The sequence below is a fragment of the Eubacterium maltosivorans genome (assembly GCF_002441855.2).
Classification (GTDB): domain Bacteria; phylum Bacillota; class Clostridia; order Eubacteriales; family Eubacteriaceae; genus Eubacterium; species Eubacterium maltosivorans.
In genome coordinates, this window is the sequence record NZ_CP029487.1 from 919,909 (window position 1) to 935,119 (window position 15,211).

Consider the following 15,211-nt stretch of genomic DNA (forward strand, 5'->3'; position numbering starts at 1 on the left):
ACGGGCCGCTTATAAGTACGATCATTTTTCATGAATCAGTTGGTTTTTCTTTCCTCTTTTATAAATAACAAGTGCCAGAACAATTGCAATCACACCCCAAATTGCAATCCAGGCAAAAATCATATTAAAGCCTGTTACAGGGTCTTTATCAAGCCATGATCCCATTAGAGATGTAATAAAAGCGTCTGGAATAAAACCAATAAACGATACAATGCCGCTGGCGATACCAGTCATAGCTACAGGAATACCGCTTTCACCCATAATGGAAAAATATACAGATTTCATCATAAAATACAATAACGACAAAACCATAGTGACAATGATTGCCAGAGTAACAAGATTAGATAAAAATGGTGTCGCAACAGCACAAACGATGATAGCGATCAAAACATAAACTAAAAATATCAATCTCGATTTAAACTTATCTGCGATGATTCCAGCCCCAATGCCTGCTACAACCGTTAAGACGTAGCTTCGTATAATAGCCAAACTGCTGGATACAGAAGCCGAGACGCCTAAAATCTGTGTAGTATAAGTTCCAAGATAATTAATGCCCGCAGCAATAATAGAATAGCAGCTGAAAATAAAGAGCCCCATTAGCCAGACACCTGGTAGTTTCAAAGCCTTCAGGATGCTTCCTTTCTCTTTCTTCCCCTCATTCTCTTTTTCTTCGCGTGAAACATTTTTAGGAAGAAAAATAATAGCTAACGCCGCAAAAATAATATAGACCACTGCTCCGATAATCAAAATAGCCCTAAATCCACCAACGGCATCGGCAAAAAGACTCAGTATCCAGACAAATACAAAACCTGTTACTGTAGAAACAATACCGCGCATCGCTTCACTGATCCCAAAAAGCTTCCCCTGTTCTTCCTCAGTTCCCAGATTTCTTAACACTGCGATATATGGTGACCACAATGTTGCTGTTGTAAAGAAGGCAAATAAAATATAGATAACGAGTAATGCGCCGTAGCTTGGAAAGCTTGCCTGCCAAAAGGTCATCGCCGCTGTTCCGATGAAAGACGCTGCCAGTAAAAGTTTAGGACTAAACTTTTCTGCCAAAAAACCGCTGATTGGATAACAAAATAATGCAACGAGACCATATACCGCACCTAAATTGCCAAGTTCCATATTGGTAAGCTGAAACGCAGCAATCGTTTGATCATAAAACGTAAATCGAATATATGGAATAAAATAAATAATCCCGACCATAAAACTGATCAATACAACCAGAAAATTCCTCTTCCCTTTTGATAATTCCATGATTTTCTCCTCTAAAATTTGATATCCTGAAATTGAGTAATACAGCGATCCTCGTCTCTCAGGTACTTGTCCAAAAGCATTCTTTTCTCTTTTGTAACCTCCGGTGGAACATAGGCGTTCAATCTTTTTTGAACAGCTTTCCTCACATAACCAATCAAGTCCTGCTCTGTCTCAGAACGCCAATTACCAAGAGATTCTTTATTTAAATAACGGCTGTCGTAGAATTCTTTTTTTATAATTTTAAGCATACGAGTATTAAAGTAGCTTCCTCTGGGGCCTGCGTTCTTTACAGCATCATAACAGCTTGCTTCCTCTGAACAGTCTATTCCACGATATAATCGCGCCAGCATTTCAATAATCTCTTCATCGATCAGATATTTTTCGAGACAAAACACTTTTTCATGATCAAGACCGCCCAACGAAAAATTCATTATGTCGCTTTGAAGATCATCAAACATCTCCCGGTAACGCGCCATAGCTTCAATACCAGCAACGACATTTGGTATCTGTGCATTAAGAGGAAGATTGCTCATCATAAACGGCACTTGATAATACCTCCATACCTGTGCAGTCAGCCCTAAAATGCTTTTGCTCATAACACTTACCGCCTCTTTATCGTTATAACCTCTGGATATCTGATTAGACAATGTAAAGATTACAGCCTGCCCACTAAAAAGCTTTTGAATAATACAGCAGTAACCTAAAGCTACAGCATTGATTCGAACACATAGCGCTTCTTCTGTTATTAATTCATTCTCTTTTATCGTGCTGTGGATACTTAATAAAATTACCTGATGAAACCCCGCTACACATTCCAAACACTCTATCTGCCTCCACGTAACCGCGCTGTCATCATATACCTCCACTGGAACTGCCAGCTGGTACTCATTTCTTTGCTCAAAATAGTCGCCGATGAGTTGAAGTGATTCATACAGATCTGTTTTATTAACACATTTTCCCGGAAGAACGACCACAGATTTATTACTGTGTTTGAGTAGAAAAGCTAGTTGTTCTGCCTGGCTCCGATAGCTGGAAAACCAGGGATAGTACGCCGAAAAATCTATAATACGACTGGTATCGACGAGTTTAAAAATATCAATACCATCTTCCTTGTGAAAAGTATGTGCGTTGTTGTCTTTTAAAAATAATTCTGATATGCCTGTAAATCCATAGTAGCTTTTTAACCCTCCAAGGTCTAAGTCAGACACATCCGTTTTCAGCTGGATTACCGAAGGACATAATTTTAGAGCATGCTCGATTTCATAATCCCTAAACTTTATTCGGCCCCCTTCCACCGTAAACCCTCGCTTTCTAAGCCAATCCTCCAGTTTTTTATCTTCCAAAGGCAGACCGTTTTTCTTTAAAAAGGCTTTTGACTGTTCATGGAGACTCCCATTTTGTTCAAAGTAATTTTTTTCAGCGCACATACTTAACCTCTTTGTTTTATTAAATTCTTTCTTTATATATTTCTGGCAGATAAGGCATTAAAAGTTCATTTTGTTCTTTGGTGATCTCCGGCGGCATGTAACTGTTAATACGGCTTCTCACAGCTTCATGAAGGGTGTCCCTCAAAGGTGTCCCTCCCTGTGCCTGCCATTGATTTGGATCGTCCTTATTCAGATATTTAGGTAAAACAAATTCTTCCCGATACATTTTGGGTGTTCTGCCTGTTACAAAAGTTCCACGCGGCCCTGCCTCTTGAAGTTCCTTAAAGCAGAGTTTCTTTTCAGTAATATCCACACCTTTTATTAATCGTCTGACGTAATCCCAAATTTCCTCATCTACCAAAAATTTTTCAAAACTGATGACATTGAATGAACCAATCGTACCGCAGCTATGCATAACCAAATCTGGATTACACTCTTCAGTTGTCTGAATCATCAGCATAGATTCCAGACCTGCCTGCATGTCCATATCTTTAGCGTCACTCAAGCCTCCACCGGTTCTGAAAGGCAGATTGTAATAATCAGCAAGACCTGCGGTGGCATAGCTGACAAGCGCTGTCTCTGGCGCACCGATACTCAATTGAATGGTACGAAGGTTTGTCGAACCCGAGGTGTTTCCGTATAAAACTGGCGTTCCAGGGTTAATGAGCTGTATAAGTGTCAAGCCTGCTAATATTTCTGCATTTGTTTGAGCAACCATTGAAGCGACCGACGCCGGCGCAGTCATCATCGGCATAGCACATGGACAAATCCAGATCGGCTGGTTCTCTGCACAGATACCCAACAGCTTTTCAATGGGATCATGATCATATGTCAAAGGTGAAATCGGGTTAATATCACCAAGAGCTACATACCCATCAATGCCGTAGAACCGCTTAACAAGCTGATAGCCTTCCTGGGTAACTTCACGGACTGAACGGTTCTCAGGCATGTGGAAGGTATCTACCTTCAACATAATATTGCGTTGATTGCAGTATTTCAGTGACATAGCAATCAAGTAAAACATTTTTTGCTCTGTTGTAAATCCTTTTAGATCAGGAAGATAATTCAGATAACCGACATTGACAACCGGGCTGGTGTCTGCAAGTTTGAATTGATCAATGGTATCTTTATTATCCATTTTGCGTATTTTACCTTTTTCTGAAATATAAATATTACCCATTGCTGGCATACGTACCTTCGATCCACCGCCCAGATTAATGGTTTTGCCTTCACCTATATTCACTTCGAAGCTTTCTGGTACTTTCTTTAAAGATTTGCTTAGCAAGGCTTCATCAATAAAAACAATATCCCCATCAACCTTTGCACCATGCTTTTTAAAAAGCTCGATAGCTGTTTCATGTTCAAATTTAACTCCGATTTCACTTAATATTTTTACACTTTCTTCATGAATCGTTTGAATATCATTCTTAGAAATAAATCGTTCGTATGGTTTCATAGTCTCCCCTTTAACACCTATTATAATAGATTTGTCAAAGAGCCCTCCTTTAAAAATAAAATCATCTTTTAAAACATCGCGACATTAAGTTGTACATGTAGCACATAGAAGGCCTTTAAAAAAATAAACGCGGTGCTCCGTGTTTATTTTTTTATGTTGTACATATTACACATAGAATATATCAGGATTTACTCTTTCTGTCAACCCTATTTTTCATGAATCTGTAATTTTAAGTCATGGTTTGCCACATAAATTTCGCTTAAACCCACAAATGACTTCTTTTCAGTGTAATACTCCCGCCTTATTTTATAAAGGATACTCTCTTCAGCCAAAATCATAGCCTTGCGAATCTCCTCTTTGCCCAGATCTATTTTTAATGAAAGTTTTTTATAAATTGCAGGGCTCTCCATTACAAGATCCATTTCTCCAATCCATTTTTCAGCGTTAATGCTTTTCAGACGCATATGAGCGTTGTACAGAATATAGTCGATTTTATACAATACCGGAAATGCCCCTGCCGTATAGATACGATGGCATTCGATATATTTTTTGTGATAAAACCTTGAATCCTTAACTTTTTTATTATCTGGTCCTTTTTTAAACATTACCAGTTTATAAGCTGTGACTGGCTCTTTTAAATTGCTGAATTCATTAAATTTAAGAATAAACCGTTTTTCCTCGATAGAGCTTACAAAAACACCGACTCTTTTTTTACTGTAAATATAGCCTTCTTTTTTTAAAATATCCAGACTTTTTCGAATCGTAGAATCGCTTGCATTATATTCACTGCATAATTCAAGTACTGAAGGCAGTCTCTGTTCAGGCTTAAAAATATTTTCTTCAATTTTTTCACGGATATCACTTGCAATAAGCTCATAAGCTGTAAAATGATTGTTCACTGTCAAACCGATACCCCTTTAATTTCACTTTCATTCCATTTTATATAAATTTTATTCCATCCCAGTGGGATTTTGTCTCGGTCACTGATGATGATATCTAAAACCATCAAAGGCTCCGGAGCTTCCATCTGCATTACTCTGCACAAAAAATCATCTGCCATCATTGAGGACAGATAAATTTCCTCTGTCATTTCGTACTGAGAAATTTTATTTTTTAAAATATCTCTCAAACTATTATAATTCAGGTTCTCCTCTTTCAAAGGAATCCCCAGAAAATACGGGATGTTTTTAACATCAAAAGCGACAACCTGAGCGTCTCTTTTCAGCTGAGACTGAATTCGTAGAACCTTATCTGTTGGCGCCACCTGCAAATTATATACAAGGTAAACATCTGGCGAGAGAATGGTGGCTTCATATAATTCTGATTTATCAAATCCCTTGTAAATAATGTCTCCAAGTCTAAAGTTAACTTCATAATTATCCTTATTTAAGACATGTACAAAGGTTCCTTTACCCGGCACTGTATATAAATAGCCATCCTCTACAAGCTCTATAATCGCTCTTCGAACGGTTCGCCGGCTTACACTGTATTCGGTGCACAACTCCTTTTCGGAAGGAAGCAGTTCATTCGATTTATAAATATTGCTTTGTATCTTCTGTTTTATGTTCTCTATAATTTCTGTATACTTCGTATATTCACCCATCGCTGTTCATCCACTTTTGACATATTTCGACACCCTGAATCGCATCATCTGTAAAACCGTCTGCTCCTACCTCCCTACAGACAGCCGCATCTACTACACTGCCGCCAATAATGATTTTCACCTGATCTCTGAGCCCTTCTTGTGTAATGGCATCAACTGCTTTCCGCAGATGGCTGATAGCTCCGGTAAGCACTGCGCTGATCCCCACAATATCTGGGTTAAGCTCTTTTATTTTCTGACAGAATACTTCAGGCTTTACATTAACGCCAAGATCAATGACCTGAAATCCTGAAGTGGAGGCAACACTTTTAAACAGCGATTTCCCAATATCGTGCATGTCGCTCTCAATCGTTCCAATAACAATTATCCCATCTTTCAACGCTGACTTTTCAATGGATTTTGAAATATCAATACAGTCCATCTCCATCACCTGTTCATAGAGAATGCCCGCCATCATTAAGTCCGATAAGGTATACTCTCCAGTCTCGTACTTTTTTCCAATAATATCCAGTGCTTCATTCAGTGCTTCCACAACTTTTTTCTTTTCGATTCCTGCCTTTATCAAACGTTGTATGGTTATAACCACCTTATCTTCATCCAGCTCAATGAAAAAGGATACAAGTGCCTCTAACATTTTTTAATCACCTCATCTTTATAATTCATTATATCTTAGCAGCTTTTGAATGTAAATAAATCAGCAGAAAAAACGCAATAAAGCCCAGAACAGCGCTCACTGTCCTAGGCTTTCACTGATTAAAATGTGATACTCTCCGGTGCTTCCGTAAATGAGGAAAATGTCGCAGTGGCGTCTTTCAGGTAAAACACTTGAGTATTATCATCCGTTGCAGAATACATATTCTGCAGCTCTGGATAACTGTCTAACATATGTTGTCTGGCCTCTACACGGTCATCTTCTACAGCAACAGCCTGCACTCTCAGCCATTTTTGACCATTAAAAGCGCACAGCTCAATTTTGGGATTCTTTATTATCTGCTTTGAAACGTCCTTTACCTTTCCTGTCTGAATATAGAGCTTGTCCTCAAAAAGATCAATCGTCCCAAAGGGGCGCACCCTTGGCTGGTCGCCATCTGTTGTAGCCAGATAGTAGGTGTTACACTTTTTCAAAAAATCATAAACTTTCTGCATGATCCTTCACCCTTTCGAATTTAATATTGTATTCTTAATTATACCACATATCCTAAAATTGACCTGAAAATAAAAAAGCCGTCAAACAAAATTTTCTGTTTAACGGCATCACTTATTTATATTTCACCAAATCCGCCTCTGACCAATTCTGCCAATGCTTCAACTGCTGCGTTTTCATCCTCACCTTCTGCGCTGATTTCGATCTCGCAGCCTTTCGGCAGCCCCATGGCCATAACAGCGATAACAGACTTTCCATTGCCCTCTTTTTCATTTGCTCCCAGGCGTTTGAGCATAATTTTTGATTGATAACTGCCTGCAACCTTACAGAACTCCGCTGCTGGACGCGCATGCAGTCCGGTAGGGTTTACAACAGTCAGCTTTTGTGTATACATTTTGCTGTCTCCTTTTTAAAAAACGCCCAGACAGGTTTTAAAACGCTTGCTGTTTTCACATCCTGTCCGGGCAAGGGGTAAACGTTAGATAAATAATTCGTCCTGTAATTTGCGCAGTTGTACAATCAGGTTATCATTGTTCAGAACAACATCGTCATAGGTGATGACTTCCCCGGCTTTTTTATCATGGACCAGCTGTGTTTTCTTATCAACAAGACCCATCGGAAGCGCATTCTGTCTGTCCGCTTCTGAAGCAGCCATAAAGGTTCCCCGGATAGTGTACCCGCCAATACCATCTAACATTTCGCCGGCTTTCATATCCTTTTTAGCGACAGCAATGGTTTCAGCCACACGTCCGCAGCGCGGTACAATGGTTGGTTCATGATCAATGCAGGCCTTTGCCACAGACATTGGCGTTTCTAAAGAAGTTAAGTGATATGGACGGTACAGTGTATAGTTTGGTCCAGGTCCCATGCTCAGATAAGTGAGCTCTGCTGCAATATCCGGCTGATCTGTTCCGATGATTACAAACACGCCAGGCGCCACGCCATTGATATATTCAATAACACCATAGTTGTCTAACACACCGCCGCGGCCTTCACTCTTAAGGCTTAATACATCATTCAGATGGGCGACATCGCTTTCTGCACCGTGTGCACCGGTAACATCTGGTACAAAACCAGTGGCGTTGGCCATAGCTGTCATCTCAACCATGGTTTTAGTTCCGTCCTTAAAGGCGCAGATCATCTTTGGAGAAGCGCCTTTTTCTTTTGCAATTTCTGCTACGGTTTCTGGTGTGCAATCCAATGCCAGTGGATTGTTCTTTCCTTTACCAACAACCTTAACATCAAATCCAAGACCTTTTGCATAATCATACATTTCTACAACAGCCCCGGGTTCATCCCCTGCGGAGCCTGTGTAGACAACGCCGGCATTGTTGGCCAGTTTGTATAAAAGATGACCAATGCATACGTCGGTTTCAACATTTAACATACAAATGTGTTTACCGGCGTTGATGGCGTCCATCGCAACCTTGGCCCCGACTTCCGGTACACCCGTTGCGTCGACAGCACAATCAATAATATCGCATTTCGTTGCGATTTCATTATTTTTTGTAACGATAAACTTGCCCTGTGCCAAAAGCTTATTGGCTTCTTCGACCGTTTCTGCTTCTACAAAATCTTCGCCTTCTTTATAACCGGAATCCAGGTATGCGCGTTTTGCATTTTCAAGCACAACGTCAACCACAACAACCGGGTCCATCCCTTTCATGACTGTCATTTGAGCGGCCATGCCACAACCCATCTGGCCTGCGCCAACGATACTGGCTTTAATTGGTTTGCCTTCGTCTTCCAACTTCTGCAGCTTGTACATCATGTTAATCATTGTAAATACCTCTTTCTATATTAAAAATTTGTTAAACAATTTTTATCTGGCAGATTAATACGAATCTGTTCTTTTTTGCCAGATTAAGTGAATAAAATTTCAAACTGATCTCCAGGCTTTATTTCCGGGATATCCCCGCCAGACAGTTCAATCTGCCCTGGCAGTTCCACATTCTCTCGTCCTGTAAATTTAAAAGAACAGTGCCCCATAGCCTTTAAAGTATGGTTTGCTTCCTCACCTACTGCGGTAACAATATATTGATTATTGCCAAAAATGACCACATCTCCTGGCTTAATTTCCTGATCCATTTCACAGATAGTATGAAGAATGGACATCTCTGCCAGAGATTCCGGCGCATTTTCATTAAATACGATTATAAAATTTCCTTCTGCCGCCATTTCCTCTACCAGCGGTCCAATGGTTGTTACAGTACTTTTATAGTCCATTTCATCCCTGCCTTTTAATATAACCCAATGCTGAAAGCATAAGCGATCAAAACAGCTACAGGACCTGTTATCAAGCGTTCAAACAGCACAGCGGGCACACCGGCGTCAATAGTTTCCGGTTCTGCTTCTCCAAGGGAAAGGCCAACTGGTACAAAGTCACAGCCCACCTGTGCATCAATGGCGAAGAGTGCTGGTAATGCCAGAGAAGGATTGATGGCACCCACGCCAATCTGCTGGCCAATTAAAACGCCGACCACCTGAGCGATAACAGCGCCTGGTCCAATAATTGGAGAAATGATTGGTATGGCACAGATAATACAGATAACCAGCAAACCTGGGAGTGTATTTGCAAGTGGCGAAATGGTGTTTGCGATCCAGTCACCAAGACCGGTTCCCTGGATAATCCCGATAAGCATGGCAACAAAGGCCATAAACGGGAGAATATTACGGATGACCATATCGATGGTATCGCGGCCTGCCTGGAAGAACTTACCTACGACGCCGCCAACGCCTTTACCAAGCCGCACGATAATGCTTTCTTTCTTTTCTCCTTTAGCGCTTTCCTTCTTTTTGCTTTCTTCTTTTTCCTGTTTTTCCTGCTGGATTGTTTTTTCTGTGGCGATGGGTGCTTCAGAGCCATCTGCCAGCTGAATATTGTCCGGCTTTACGCCCGACACATAAATATCCTCAGTGATAAACTTAGCTAATGGGCCGCTCTGACCTACTGAAGTAATGTTAATAGTCGGTATCTGCTTTTTAGGGTAAACACCGCATCGTGCCGTACCACCACAGTCAATGACCACGCAGGCGAATTCATCATCAGGAACACCGGTCGAGAAGCCGTCAACTGCCGTCGCTCCGGTTAGCTCCGCAATTCTCTTCGTAAGCGGGTCAATACCGCCGCCTGTAACAGAAACGATCTTACTGCGCTTTTCGGTTGGCTGGATAACCAGCGGGCCACCCCAGCCTGAAGAACCCTTTGATACTTTAACGGCTTTATACATTTGCGTTTTCCCCCTTTTTCATAAATTTAATGGTCAATCTTTCGCAGATAATCCCGCGGATCAGTATTACGATAACACCAACGATAAAGTAGCGAATCGCCAATGGTCCAAGATCTTTGCCTAAGGTTGTGAGCCCTGCCGCAATCCCGCCGTAAACAAAGTATTCACCAGCGTTTGCATGGGGGAACAGACCTGTGATTGGATGACAGAAGGACACTGCCGCATCATAAAATGCAGGCTTGTATTTTTCATCCAGGAAACGCCCCATTGTGTAAGCCATTGGGTTACACAGGAAAAACATTGACAGGATTGGCAGCAGCGTATACCTGAGTAAAAAGTTTTTACTGCAGATAATTCCCAGCTTATCAACCTTGTCCTGGCCGATGATCGCGATCAGAGCATTAACCGCTGTGATCAGACAAACAAGCGTTGGAATGATTCCGGTGATGTAGCCAACAAACTGTTCACCCCCGATTTGAAACAGCCCAATGAATGAAGTCGCTAAATTTGATAAGAATTCCATAATTACCTCCTCGTTCTTTTCTTTTTTAATAATCGCTGTTATGTAAGCGGAACTACCGCAATCTACATACAGCTCATTATTTACATTGACTCTTTAGCCGTAAGTTGTCCAGTACATTCAAGCATTCGTTTTTTATTCTCCGTTTGTGTATCTTCTACAGCAAGTCTTTTCTCGATAGACTCTACAGCCTGAATCAGGGCTCCCTTTTTTTTAGTCATTTCTTCCGGATCATAGGGATGTCTCCGTCTTCTACGCCGAAATTCTTTAGCATCTTCTTCCAGACCAATTCTTTTTAAATCTGACAGACTCTTTCCGAGCATGATTTCTTTTGTTTTAAACCCTGCAAAGATTGTAATCCCCTTCATCTGACGGTAAGCTACCACCTGGTCTTTACGCCTGCTATAAGACACAATCAAAATTTGTCCTGCCTTCAGCCCTCCTTTCGTATGCCCAATACCAATGGTACCGGTCCCTCTTAGCTTACCCAGTTCCCGTTGATAGCGCTTTATCTGAAATAGACTGAGTATCATCTGAAGTGCCATCAACGCAAATACAACTAAAAACAATAAATTTCTTTGCATTTTCCTTTACCCCTTTTTTGTTTTTTAAGTCCAAATGCCTTTATTTTTGTCTTTTGTTCCTGGCTTTAGTTGAATTATATAATGCACATTTGTAAATGTCAATCAGTTATTTTGTTTTTGACAGTATCTTTATTTATCAAAATTTATATAATTTTGGCTTAATTTAGCCGAATGTACTCGTTTTCTTTCGCATTATTTGTCTTATTTGTTAAAATAACGTCATTTTAGATTAGTGTTTTATAATTTACAAATGATAATTTAAAGATGTTATTTATTTAACAATCATCGATAATTTACAAAAACAAAAAACACTTTATATAAATTTTGTTCTTAACTGTTTTAGGAAGAAAAAAAGCGCCACATTCTCATCAAAACAGAGAACGTGGCACCTCTTATATTTTATTAATAGCTATTCGCCAATCACGCAGACCTTACATTTTCTTGGTCTTGGGCGCGAGCAGTCAAAATCAACAAAATAAGCATATCCCGTCACACCAACGCCAAGATTTCCTTTTTCCACATCAAAAACCTCACTTGAGCCAATAATCGTCGCCTTCAGATGAGCATCACAATTGAAAAGCTGTGTTCGGTCACCCCCCGGAAGATAAGTTTCAGCATTCGGCCAGGATTCAACCTCTCGATAATGTTCTTCACCCGGATAAAGATACTGGTCCGCTGTTTCATGCTTCGGAAAAATTTTATTAAGCCCGTTATTCAGATCGACCTGCAAAAATTCATCCCCTTCTTCGGTATAATCGTGGACAAACTCCTCAAAAAAAACGGCACAGGTTGTATGCGGTGAGGAGACAGCACAGATACCGTCCTGAATACCACTCTCCTGAATAATTTTTTTTAGTTGTGGCGTAATGTCAAAATAAGTTGGTCTGCCACCGTGAGATTCCAGTTCAATTTGTTCTTTATACATCTTCATTGCATTGTTCCCCTTTCTTCTCTTTATCGGCCTTTGCCATGGCTTCTGCCATATCGCGTACCATCCGGGCCGGATCTGGCGCGCCGATAATCCCAGAAGTCGCACCGGTACCATCCGCGCCCAGCTTAATAATATTGTAAACATCCTCTGGAGAATTAACGCCTGAGGCGATCATGATCATAATTTCCGGATTCACGGCATGAATTTGTTCAGTTGTTTCCAGCACATAGCTGTCATCCGCCGTTTCTCCAGTGCCGATAAGGTCTGTTGGTTCAGACAATAAAATATCAGGCTTCATTTCCGCAATCGCCCTTGATTCTACAACCGAGTCCGCACAGACAACCGTGAGCATCTCAAGTTCTTTTGCACGGTTCATTGCAGCGTAGAGCTCTGCCACTGTACAGCTGTTCTCTGCGTGATTCAAAAAAACAGCTTCTGCTCCCGCAGCTTTTAAAGATTCTGGCAGCACATGTCCCATACCTCTTCCCGGACGCAGTGACTCCATATGCTGAGCTGTCACAATAATATTTTTGGTATTTTCTGCAATATAGCGAATATCCGCAAAGGGACAGGTAAAGAAAATTTCAACTCCGGTATCCTCTGCCACCTTGTCGGCGGCTTTGGCCAATTCTAAGCTTTTTTCACCATAAAGGTAGGATTTTGGGTTCACGATCAAAAAAGGCGTTCTTACTTTTCTCATTATCTATACCTCCACTGTTTTAGTCTCAAAAACACCATAATAATGCTCAAGGGTCTTCTGCATGCCCTCTTTGGAAGCCCTTTTAACATCCAGATAATTATCAGGTTTTTGTTTATTCAGGTTTTCCATAGCGCCGGCCAGAAAGTCAGAAAAAATGTTAATCTTAGAAATGCCGCTTACGGCGCACTTGTTCAAATTATCATCGCCAGACGAGGAACCGCCATGAAGAACCAGGGGTGTGCTTACTGCCGCAGCTATTTCTTTTAAACGGCCGAAGTTAATCTCAGGAATTCCTTTATACATGCCGTGGGCTGTCCCGATCGAAATCGCCAGGGAATCAACATTTGTCGCTTTAATAAAGTTTTCAGCATCCTCTACCGTGGTATATTTTGAGTCTGTTTCATCATGATTCTCATAGTTTTCTCCAGCGCCTACATGTCCGATTTCTGCCTCTACTACCACACCTCTCGGGTGCGCGTAATCAATAATCTCCTTCGTTCTTGCAACATTGATATCAAAGCTTTCCATCGAAGCATCAATCATAACTGAAGAAAAACCCAGATCAATCGCTTTTTTAATTAATTCCGGTGTCGCACCGTGATCCAGATGTAAAACCACCGGAATACTTGCAGCTTCGGCATATTTTTTGCCAACAAGGGCTGCATCCTCCAGATTAATGTCTTCTCCCAGATGGCTTTCCGCCAAAGCCAGAATAAGAGGAAAGCCTAGTTTTTCCGCTACCTCCACATGCCATTTCAACGATTCTAAATCAATAAAATTAGCTGCTGGTATTGCAAAATGCTTCTCTTGAGCTTTTTTAAACAATTCCTTTGATGTTACTAACATAATTAATCCCTCCATAGAATAAAAGCTGGCGATATCCGCCGCTAAACAGGCAAAAGGTGAGCTCTCCTTTTTTATAACATATGTTCCTGTAAGTCTTTTTTGTTCTTGCCTACTTATGATTATATGTGTTTTTTATTTTTTGTCAAATTTTAAACTCCAATTAATAATTATTTTAAGAAGTGACATCTATTTTTTACATTTGTTTATTTATTTATTTTTTGATATTTCTTTTTTTCTAATCAAACACCTGATTTTCCTTTTATATAAGCCGATTTTCAAACAAATATGTTTTTTCTTTAAAAATAAAAAATATATCTTTATTAGCAATCAGAACGTTTGTAAAATATTTTTAGTTTTTATTTTTACGTTTTTAAATTATTTTAACTTTTCTTTATTTTCTTTTTATCGTTTATTCTATTTAAAACATTTGTTAAATTACAATTAAAAACAATGGTTTTTCTAAGGAAGCTGTGTTAAAATTCAAATGAACTGATACATAGAATCGAGGAGTTTTCAATGAAAAAAAACATTATTGAGGATGAACGTATGATGCTGCGCGTCAGCGATATGTACTACAATAAAAACATGAGCCAGCAGGATATTGCCAATAAGCTATCCATTTCCCGTCCTACCATTTCCAAACTGTTAAGCGCTGCCAGAGAACACGGTATTGTTACCATTACCGTATCGGACACCACTGGACGTAAATACTTTCAGCTGGAACAGCTATTAGAAGAAAAATATGGATTGAAAGAGGTTTTCATTGTAGAAACCCTAGAGGACACAGCCGAAACCAAAGCGCTTATGGGCAAAGCCGCCGCTCAATATCTTTCACGAATTATACGTGACGGCGATGTTATTGGCGTTACCATGGGGACTACAGTCGCGCAGATTGCGCCTCACGCCAATAATTCCTACCACTCTAACCTTACCTTTGTCCCTTTGATTGGAGGCATTGGCACTGTCGCCACTGAACTACACAGCAACTATATTGCTGAATCCATGGCCCGCGCATTTGGAGGTATTTATTATCCGCTTCATGCTCCTGCCATGATCTCCAGAAAAAACACGAAAATTGAGTTGATGAAAGAAAACAGTATTCAACGCGTTTTTAAAAAGGCTAAGCGCATGGACATCGCGATTTTAGGTATTGGCGCACCTACCAGCAATTCTACCATTATAAAAACCGGTTACTTTACCCCAGAAATGTTTGAAGAGATTCGCGAACAGAAAATGTGCGGTGATATCTGTATGGTTTTCTATGACGAAAACGGTAATATCGATAAATTTGAATATAATGAAAAAATGATGTCCATTGACCTAGGCGTGCTCAAAAACACGAAATACTCTATCGGTGTCTGCGGCGGGGTTGACAAGCCGGTTGCCATTTCCGGCGCCATTAACGGCGGTTATATTAATGTGCTGATTACCGATTATGCTTGTGCACAGATTCTGGACCGTATGAAAAGTGAATAATTTTTTACAACATAAAAGGGTGACCGCCCGA

The 15,211-nt window shown here is 40.4% G+C and carries 17 protein-coding genes; 1 reads left to right on the top strand and 16 read right to left on the bottom strand.

From position 1 onward, the window contains the following. Window positions 1-21 precede the first annotated feature (21 nt). From CPZ25_RS04600 to CPZ25_RS04675, 16 genes are all read right to left on the bottom strand, one after another. The gene (locus CPZ25_RS04600) at window positions 22-1,263 is read right to left on the bottom strand and encodes an MFS transporter (protein WP_096919697.1); all 1,242 of its coding nucleotides are present in this window, start codon (window positions 1,261-1,263) and stop codon (window positions 22-24) included. An 11-nt stretch (window positions 1,264-1,274) separates the two neighbouring features. Next, a complete protein-coding gene (locus tag CPZ25_RS04605; RefSeq protein ID WP_096919696.1) occupies window positions 1,275-2,690 on the bottom strand; it encodes a trimethylamine methyltransferase family protein in 1,416 nt (471 codons plus the stop codon). Window positions 2,691-2,709: 19 nt separating this feature from the next. Beyond that, window positions 2,710-4,146, bottom strand: a complete 1,437-nt coding sequence (locus CPZ25_RS04610) for a trimethylamine methyltransferase family protein (RefSeq protein ID WP_058694295.1) — start codon at window positions 4,144-4,146, stop codon at window positions 2,710-2,712. 206 nt (window positions 4,147-4,352) lie between these two features. After that, window positions 4,353-5,045: a GntR family transcriptional regulator gene (locus CPZ25_RS04615; protein WP_224168847.1), complete on the bottom strand. Its 693-nt coding sequence runs from the start codon at window positions 5,043-5,045 to the stop codon at window positions 4,353-4,355. Window positions 5,046-5,047: 2 nt separating this feature from the next. After that, entirely contained in the window at window positions 5,048-5,749 is a 702-nt protein-coding gene (locus CPZ25_RS04620; protein ID WP_074617329.1) for a GntR family transcriptional regulator, read from the bottom strand. Next, window positions 5,742-6,383, bottom strand: a complete 642-nt coding sequence (locus CPZ25_RS04625; protein ID WP_058694292.1) for a cobalamin B12-binding domain-containing protein — start codon at window positions 6,381-6,383, stop codon at window positions 5,742-5,744. The genes CPZ25_RS04620 and CPZ25_RS04625 overlap by 8 nt, the downstream gene beginning before the upstream one ends. A gap of 119 nt (window positions 6,384-6,502) precedes the next feature. Then, window positions 6,503-6,895, bottom strand: a complete 393-nt coding sequence (locus tag CPZ25_RS04630; RefSeq protein ID WP_096919695.1) for a pyridoxamine 5'-phosphate oxidase family protein — start codon at window positions 6,893-6,895, stop codon at window positions 6,503-6,505. Window positions 6,896-7,011: 116 nt separating this feature from the next. Beyond that, a complete protein-coding gene (locus tag CPZ25_RS04635) occupies window positions 7,012-7,287 on the bottom strand; it encodes an HPr family phosphocarrier protein (RefSeq protein WP_058694290.1) in 276 nt (91 codons plus the stop codon). 84 nt (window positions 7,288-7,371) lie between these two features. After that, a complete protein-coding gene (locus CPZ25_RS04640) occupies window positions 7,372-8,673 on the bottom strand; it encodes an NAD(P)H-dependent oxidoreductase (protein WP_058694287.1) in 1,302 nt (433 codons plus the stop codon). Between the two features lie 83 nt (window positions 8,674-8,756). Beyond that, the gene (locus CPZ25_RS04645; RefSeq protein ID WP_074617326.1) at window positions 8,757-9,119 is read right to left on the bottom strand and encodes a PTS glucitol/sorbitol transporter subunit IIA; all 363 of its coding nucleotides are present in this window, start codon (window positions 9,117-9,119) and stop codon (window positions 8,757-8,759) included. Window positions 9,120-9,133: 14 nt separating this feature from the next. Then, window positions 9,134-10,123: a PTS glucitol/sorbitol transporter subunit IIB gene (srlE, locus tag CPZ25_RS04650; RefSeq protein ID WP_058694285.1), complete on the bottom strand. Its 990-nt coding sequence runs from the start codon at window positions 10,121-10,123 to the stop codon at window positions 9,134-9,136. Next, window positions 10,116-10,646, bottom strand: a complete 531-nt coding sequence (gene srlA / locus CPZ25_RS04655; RefSeq protein ID WP_058694284.1) for a PTS glucitol/sorbitol transporter subunit IIC — start codon at window positions 10,644-10,646, stop codon at window positions 10,116-10,118. The genes srlE and srlA overlap by 8 nt, the downstream gene beginning before the upstream one ends. An 80-nt stretch (window positions 10,647-10,726) precedes the next feature. Further along, window positions 10,727-11,227: a transcriptional regulator GutM gene (locus tag CPZ25_RS04660; protein WP_096919694.1), complete on the bottom strand. Its 501-nt coding sequence runs from the start codon at window positions 11,225-11,227 to the stop codon at window positions 10,727-10,729. Between the two features lie 409 nt (window positions 11,228-11,636). Next, window positions 11,637-12,158 carry a YjbQ family protein gene (locus tag CPZ25_RS04665; RefSeq protein WP_058694282.1) on the bottom strand — a complete coding sequence of 174 codons (522 nt, stop codon included), beginning with the start codon at window positions 12,156-12,158 and terminating at the stop codon, window positions 11,637-11,639. After that, the gene (locus CPZ25_RS04670; RefSeq protein WP_096919693.1) at window positions 12,145-12,858 is read right to left on the bottom strand and encodes a triose-phosphate isomerase; all 714 of its coding nucleotides are present in this window, start codon (window positions 12,856-12,858) and stop codon (window positions 12,145-12,147) included. The genes CPZ25_RS04665 and CPZ25_RS04670 overlap by 14 nt, the downstream gene beginning before the upstream one ends. Before the next feature lie 3 nt (window positions 12,859-12,861). Next, window positions 12,862-13,719 (bottom strand): class II fructose-bisphosphate aldolase, encoded by an 858-nt coding sequence (locus CPZ25_RS04675; RefSeq protein ID WP_341473488.1) that lies wholly within the window; start codon window positions 13,717-13,719, stop codon window positions 12,862-12,864. 501 nt (window positions 13,720-14,220) lie between these two features. Between CPZ25_RS04675 and CPZ25_RS04680 the strand changes: the two genes are divergently transcribed. Beyond that, window positions 14,221-15,180: a sugar-binding transcriptional regulator gene (locus tag CPZ25_RS04680; RefSeq protein WP_074617321.1), complete on the top strand. Its 960-nt coding sequence runs from the start codon at window positions 14,221-14,223 to the stop codon at window positions 15,178-15,180. Window positions 15,181-15,211: the final 31 nt, after the last annotated feature.

Coding starts and splice junctions, on each gene's coding strand:
- CPZ25_RS04600 (WP_096919697.1), bottom strand. CDS start 1,263: ATGGAATTATCAAAAGGGAAGAGGAATTTTCTGGTTGTATTGATCAGT.
- CPZ25_RS04605 (WP_096919696.1), bottom strand. CDS start 2,690: ATGTGCGCTGAAAAAAATTACTTTGAACAAAATGGGAGTCTCCATGAA.
- CPZ25_RS04610 (WP_058694295.1), bottom strand. CDS start 4,146: ATGAAACCATACGAACGATTTATTTCTAAGAATGATATTCAAACGATT.
- CPZ25_RS04620 (WP_074617329.1), bottom strand. CDS start 5,749: ATGGGTGAATATACGAAGTATACAGAAATTATAGAGAACATAAAACAG.
- CPZ25_RS04625 (WP_058694292.1), bottom strand. CDS start 6,383: ATGTTAGAGGCACTTGTATCCTTTTTCATTGAGCTGGATGAAGATAAG.
- CPZ25_RS04630 (WP_096919695.1), bottom strand. CDS start 6,895: ATGCAGAAAGTTTATGATTTTTTGAAAAAGTGTAACACCTACTATCTG.
- CPZ25_RS04635 (WP_058694290.1), bottom strand. CDS start 7,287: ATGTATACACAAAAGCTGACTGTTGTAAACCCTACCGGACTGCATGCG.
- CPZ25_RS04640 (WP_058694287.1), bottom strand. CDS start 8,673: ATGATTAACATGATGTACAAGCTGCAGAAGTTGGAAGACGAAGGCAAA.
- CPZ25_RS04645 (WP_074617326.1), bottom strand. CDS start 9,119: ATGGACTATAAAAGTACTGTAACAACCATTGGACCGCTGGTAGAGGAA.
- srlE (WP_058694285.1), bottom strand. CDS start 10,123: ATGTATAAAGCCGTTAAAGTATCAAAGGGTTCTTCAGGCTGGGGTGGC.
- srlA (WP_058694284.1), bottom strand. CDS start 10,646: ATGGAATTCTTATCAAATTTAGCGACTTCATTCATTGGGCTGTTTCAA.
- CPZ25_RS04660 (WP_096919694.1), bottom strand. CDS start 11,227: ATGCAAAGAAATTTATTGTTTTTAGTTGTATTTGCGTTGATGGCACTT.
- CPZ25_RS04665 (WP_058694282.1), bottom strand. CDS start 12,158: ATGAAGATGTATAAAGAACAAATTGAACTGGAATCTCACGGTGGCAGA.
- CPZ25_RS04670 (WP_096919693.1), bottom strand. CDS start 12,858: ATGAGAAAAGTAAGAACGCCTTTTTTGATCGTGAACCCAAAATCCTAC.
- CPZ25_RS04675 (WP_341473488.1), bottom strand. CDS start 13,719: ATGGAGGGATTAATTATGTTAGTAACATCAAAGGAATTGTTTAAAAAA.
- CPZ25_RS04680 (WP_074617321.1), top strand. CDS start 14,221: ATGAAAAAAAACATTATTGAGGATGAACGTATGATGCTGCGCGTCAGC.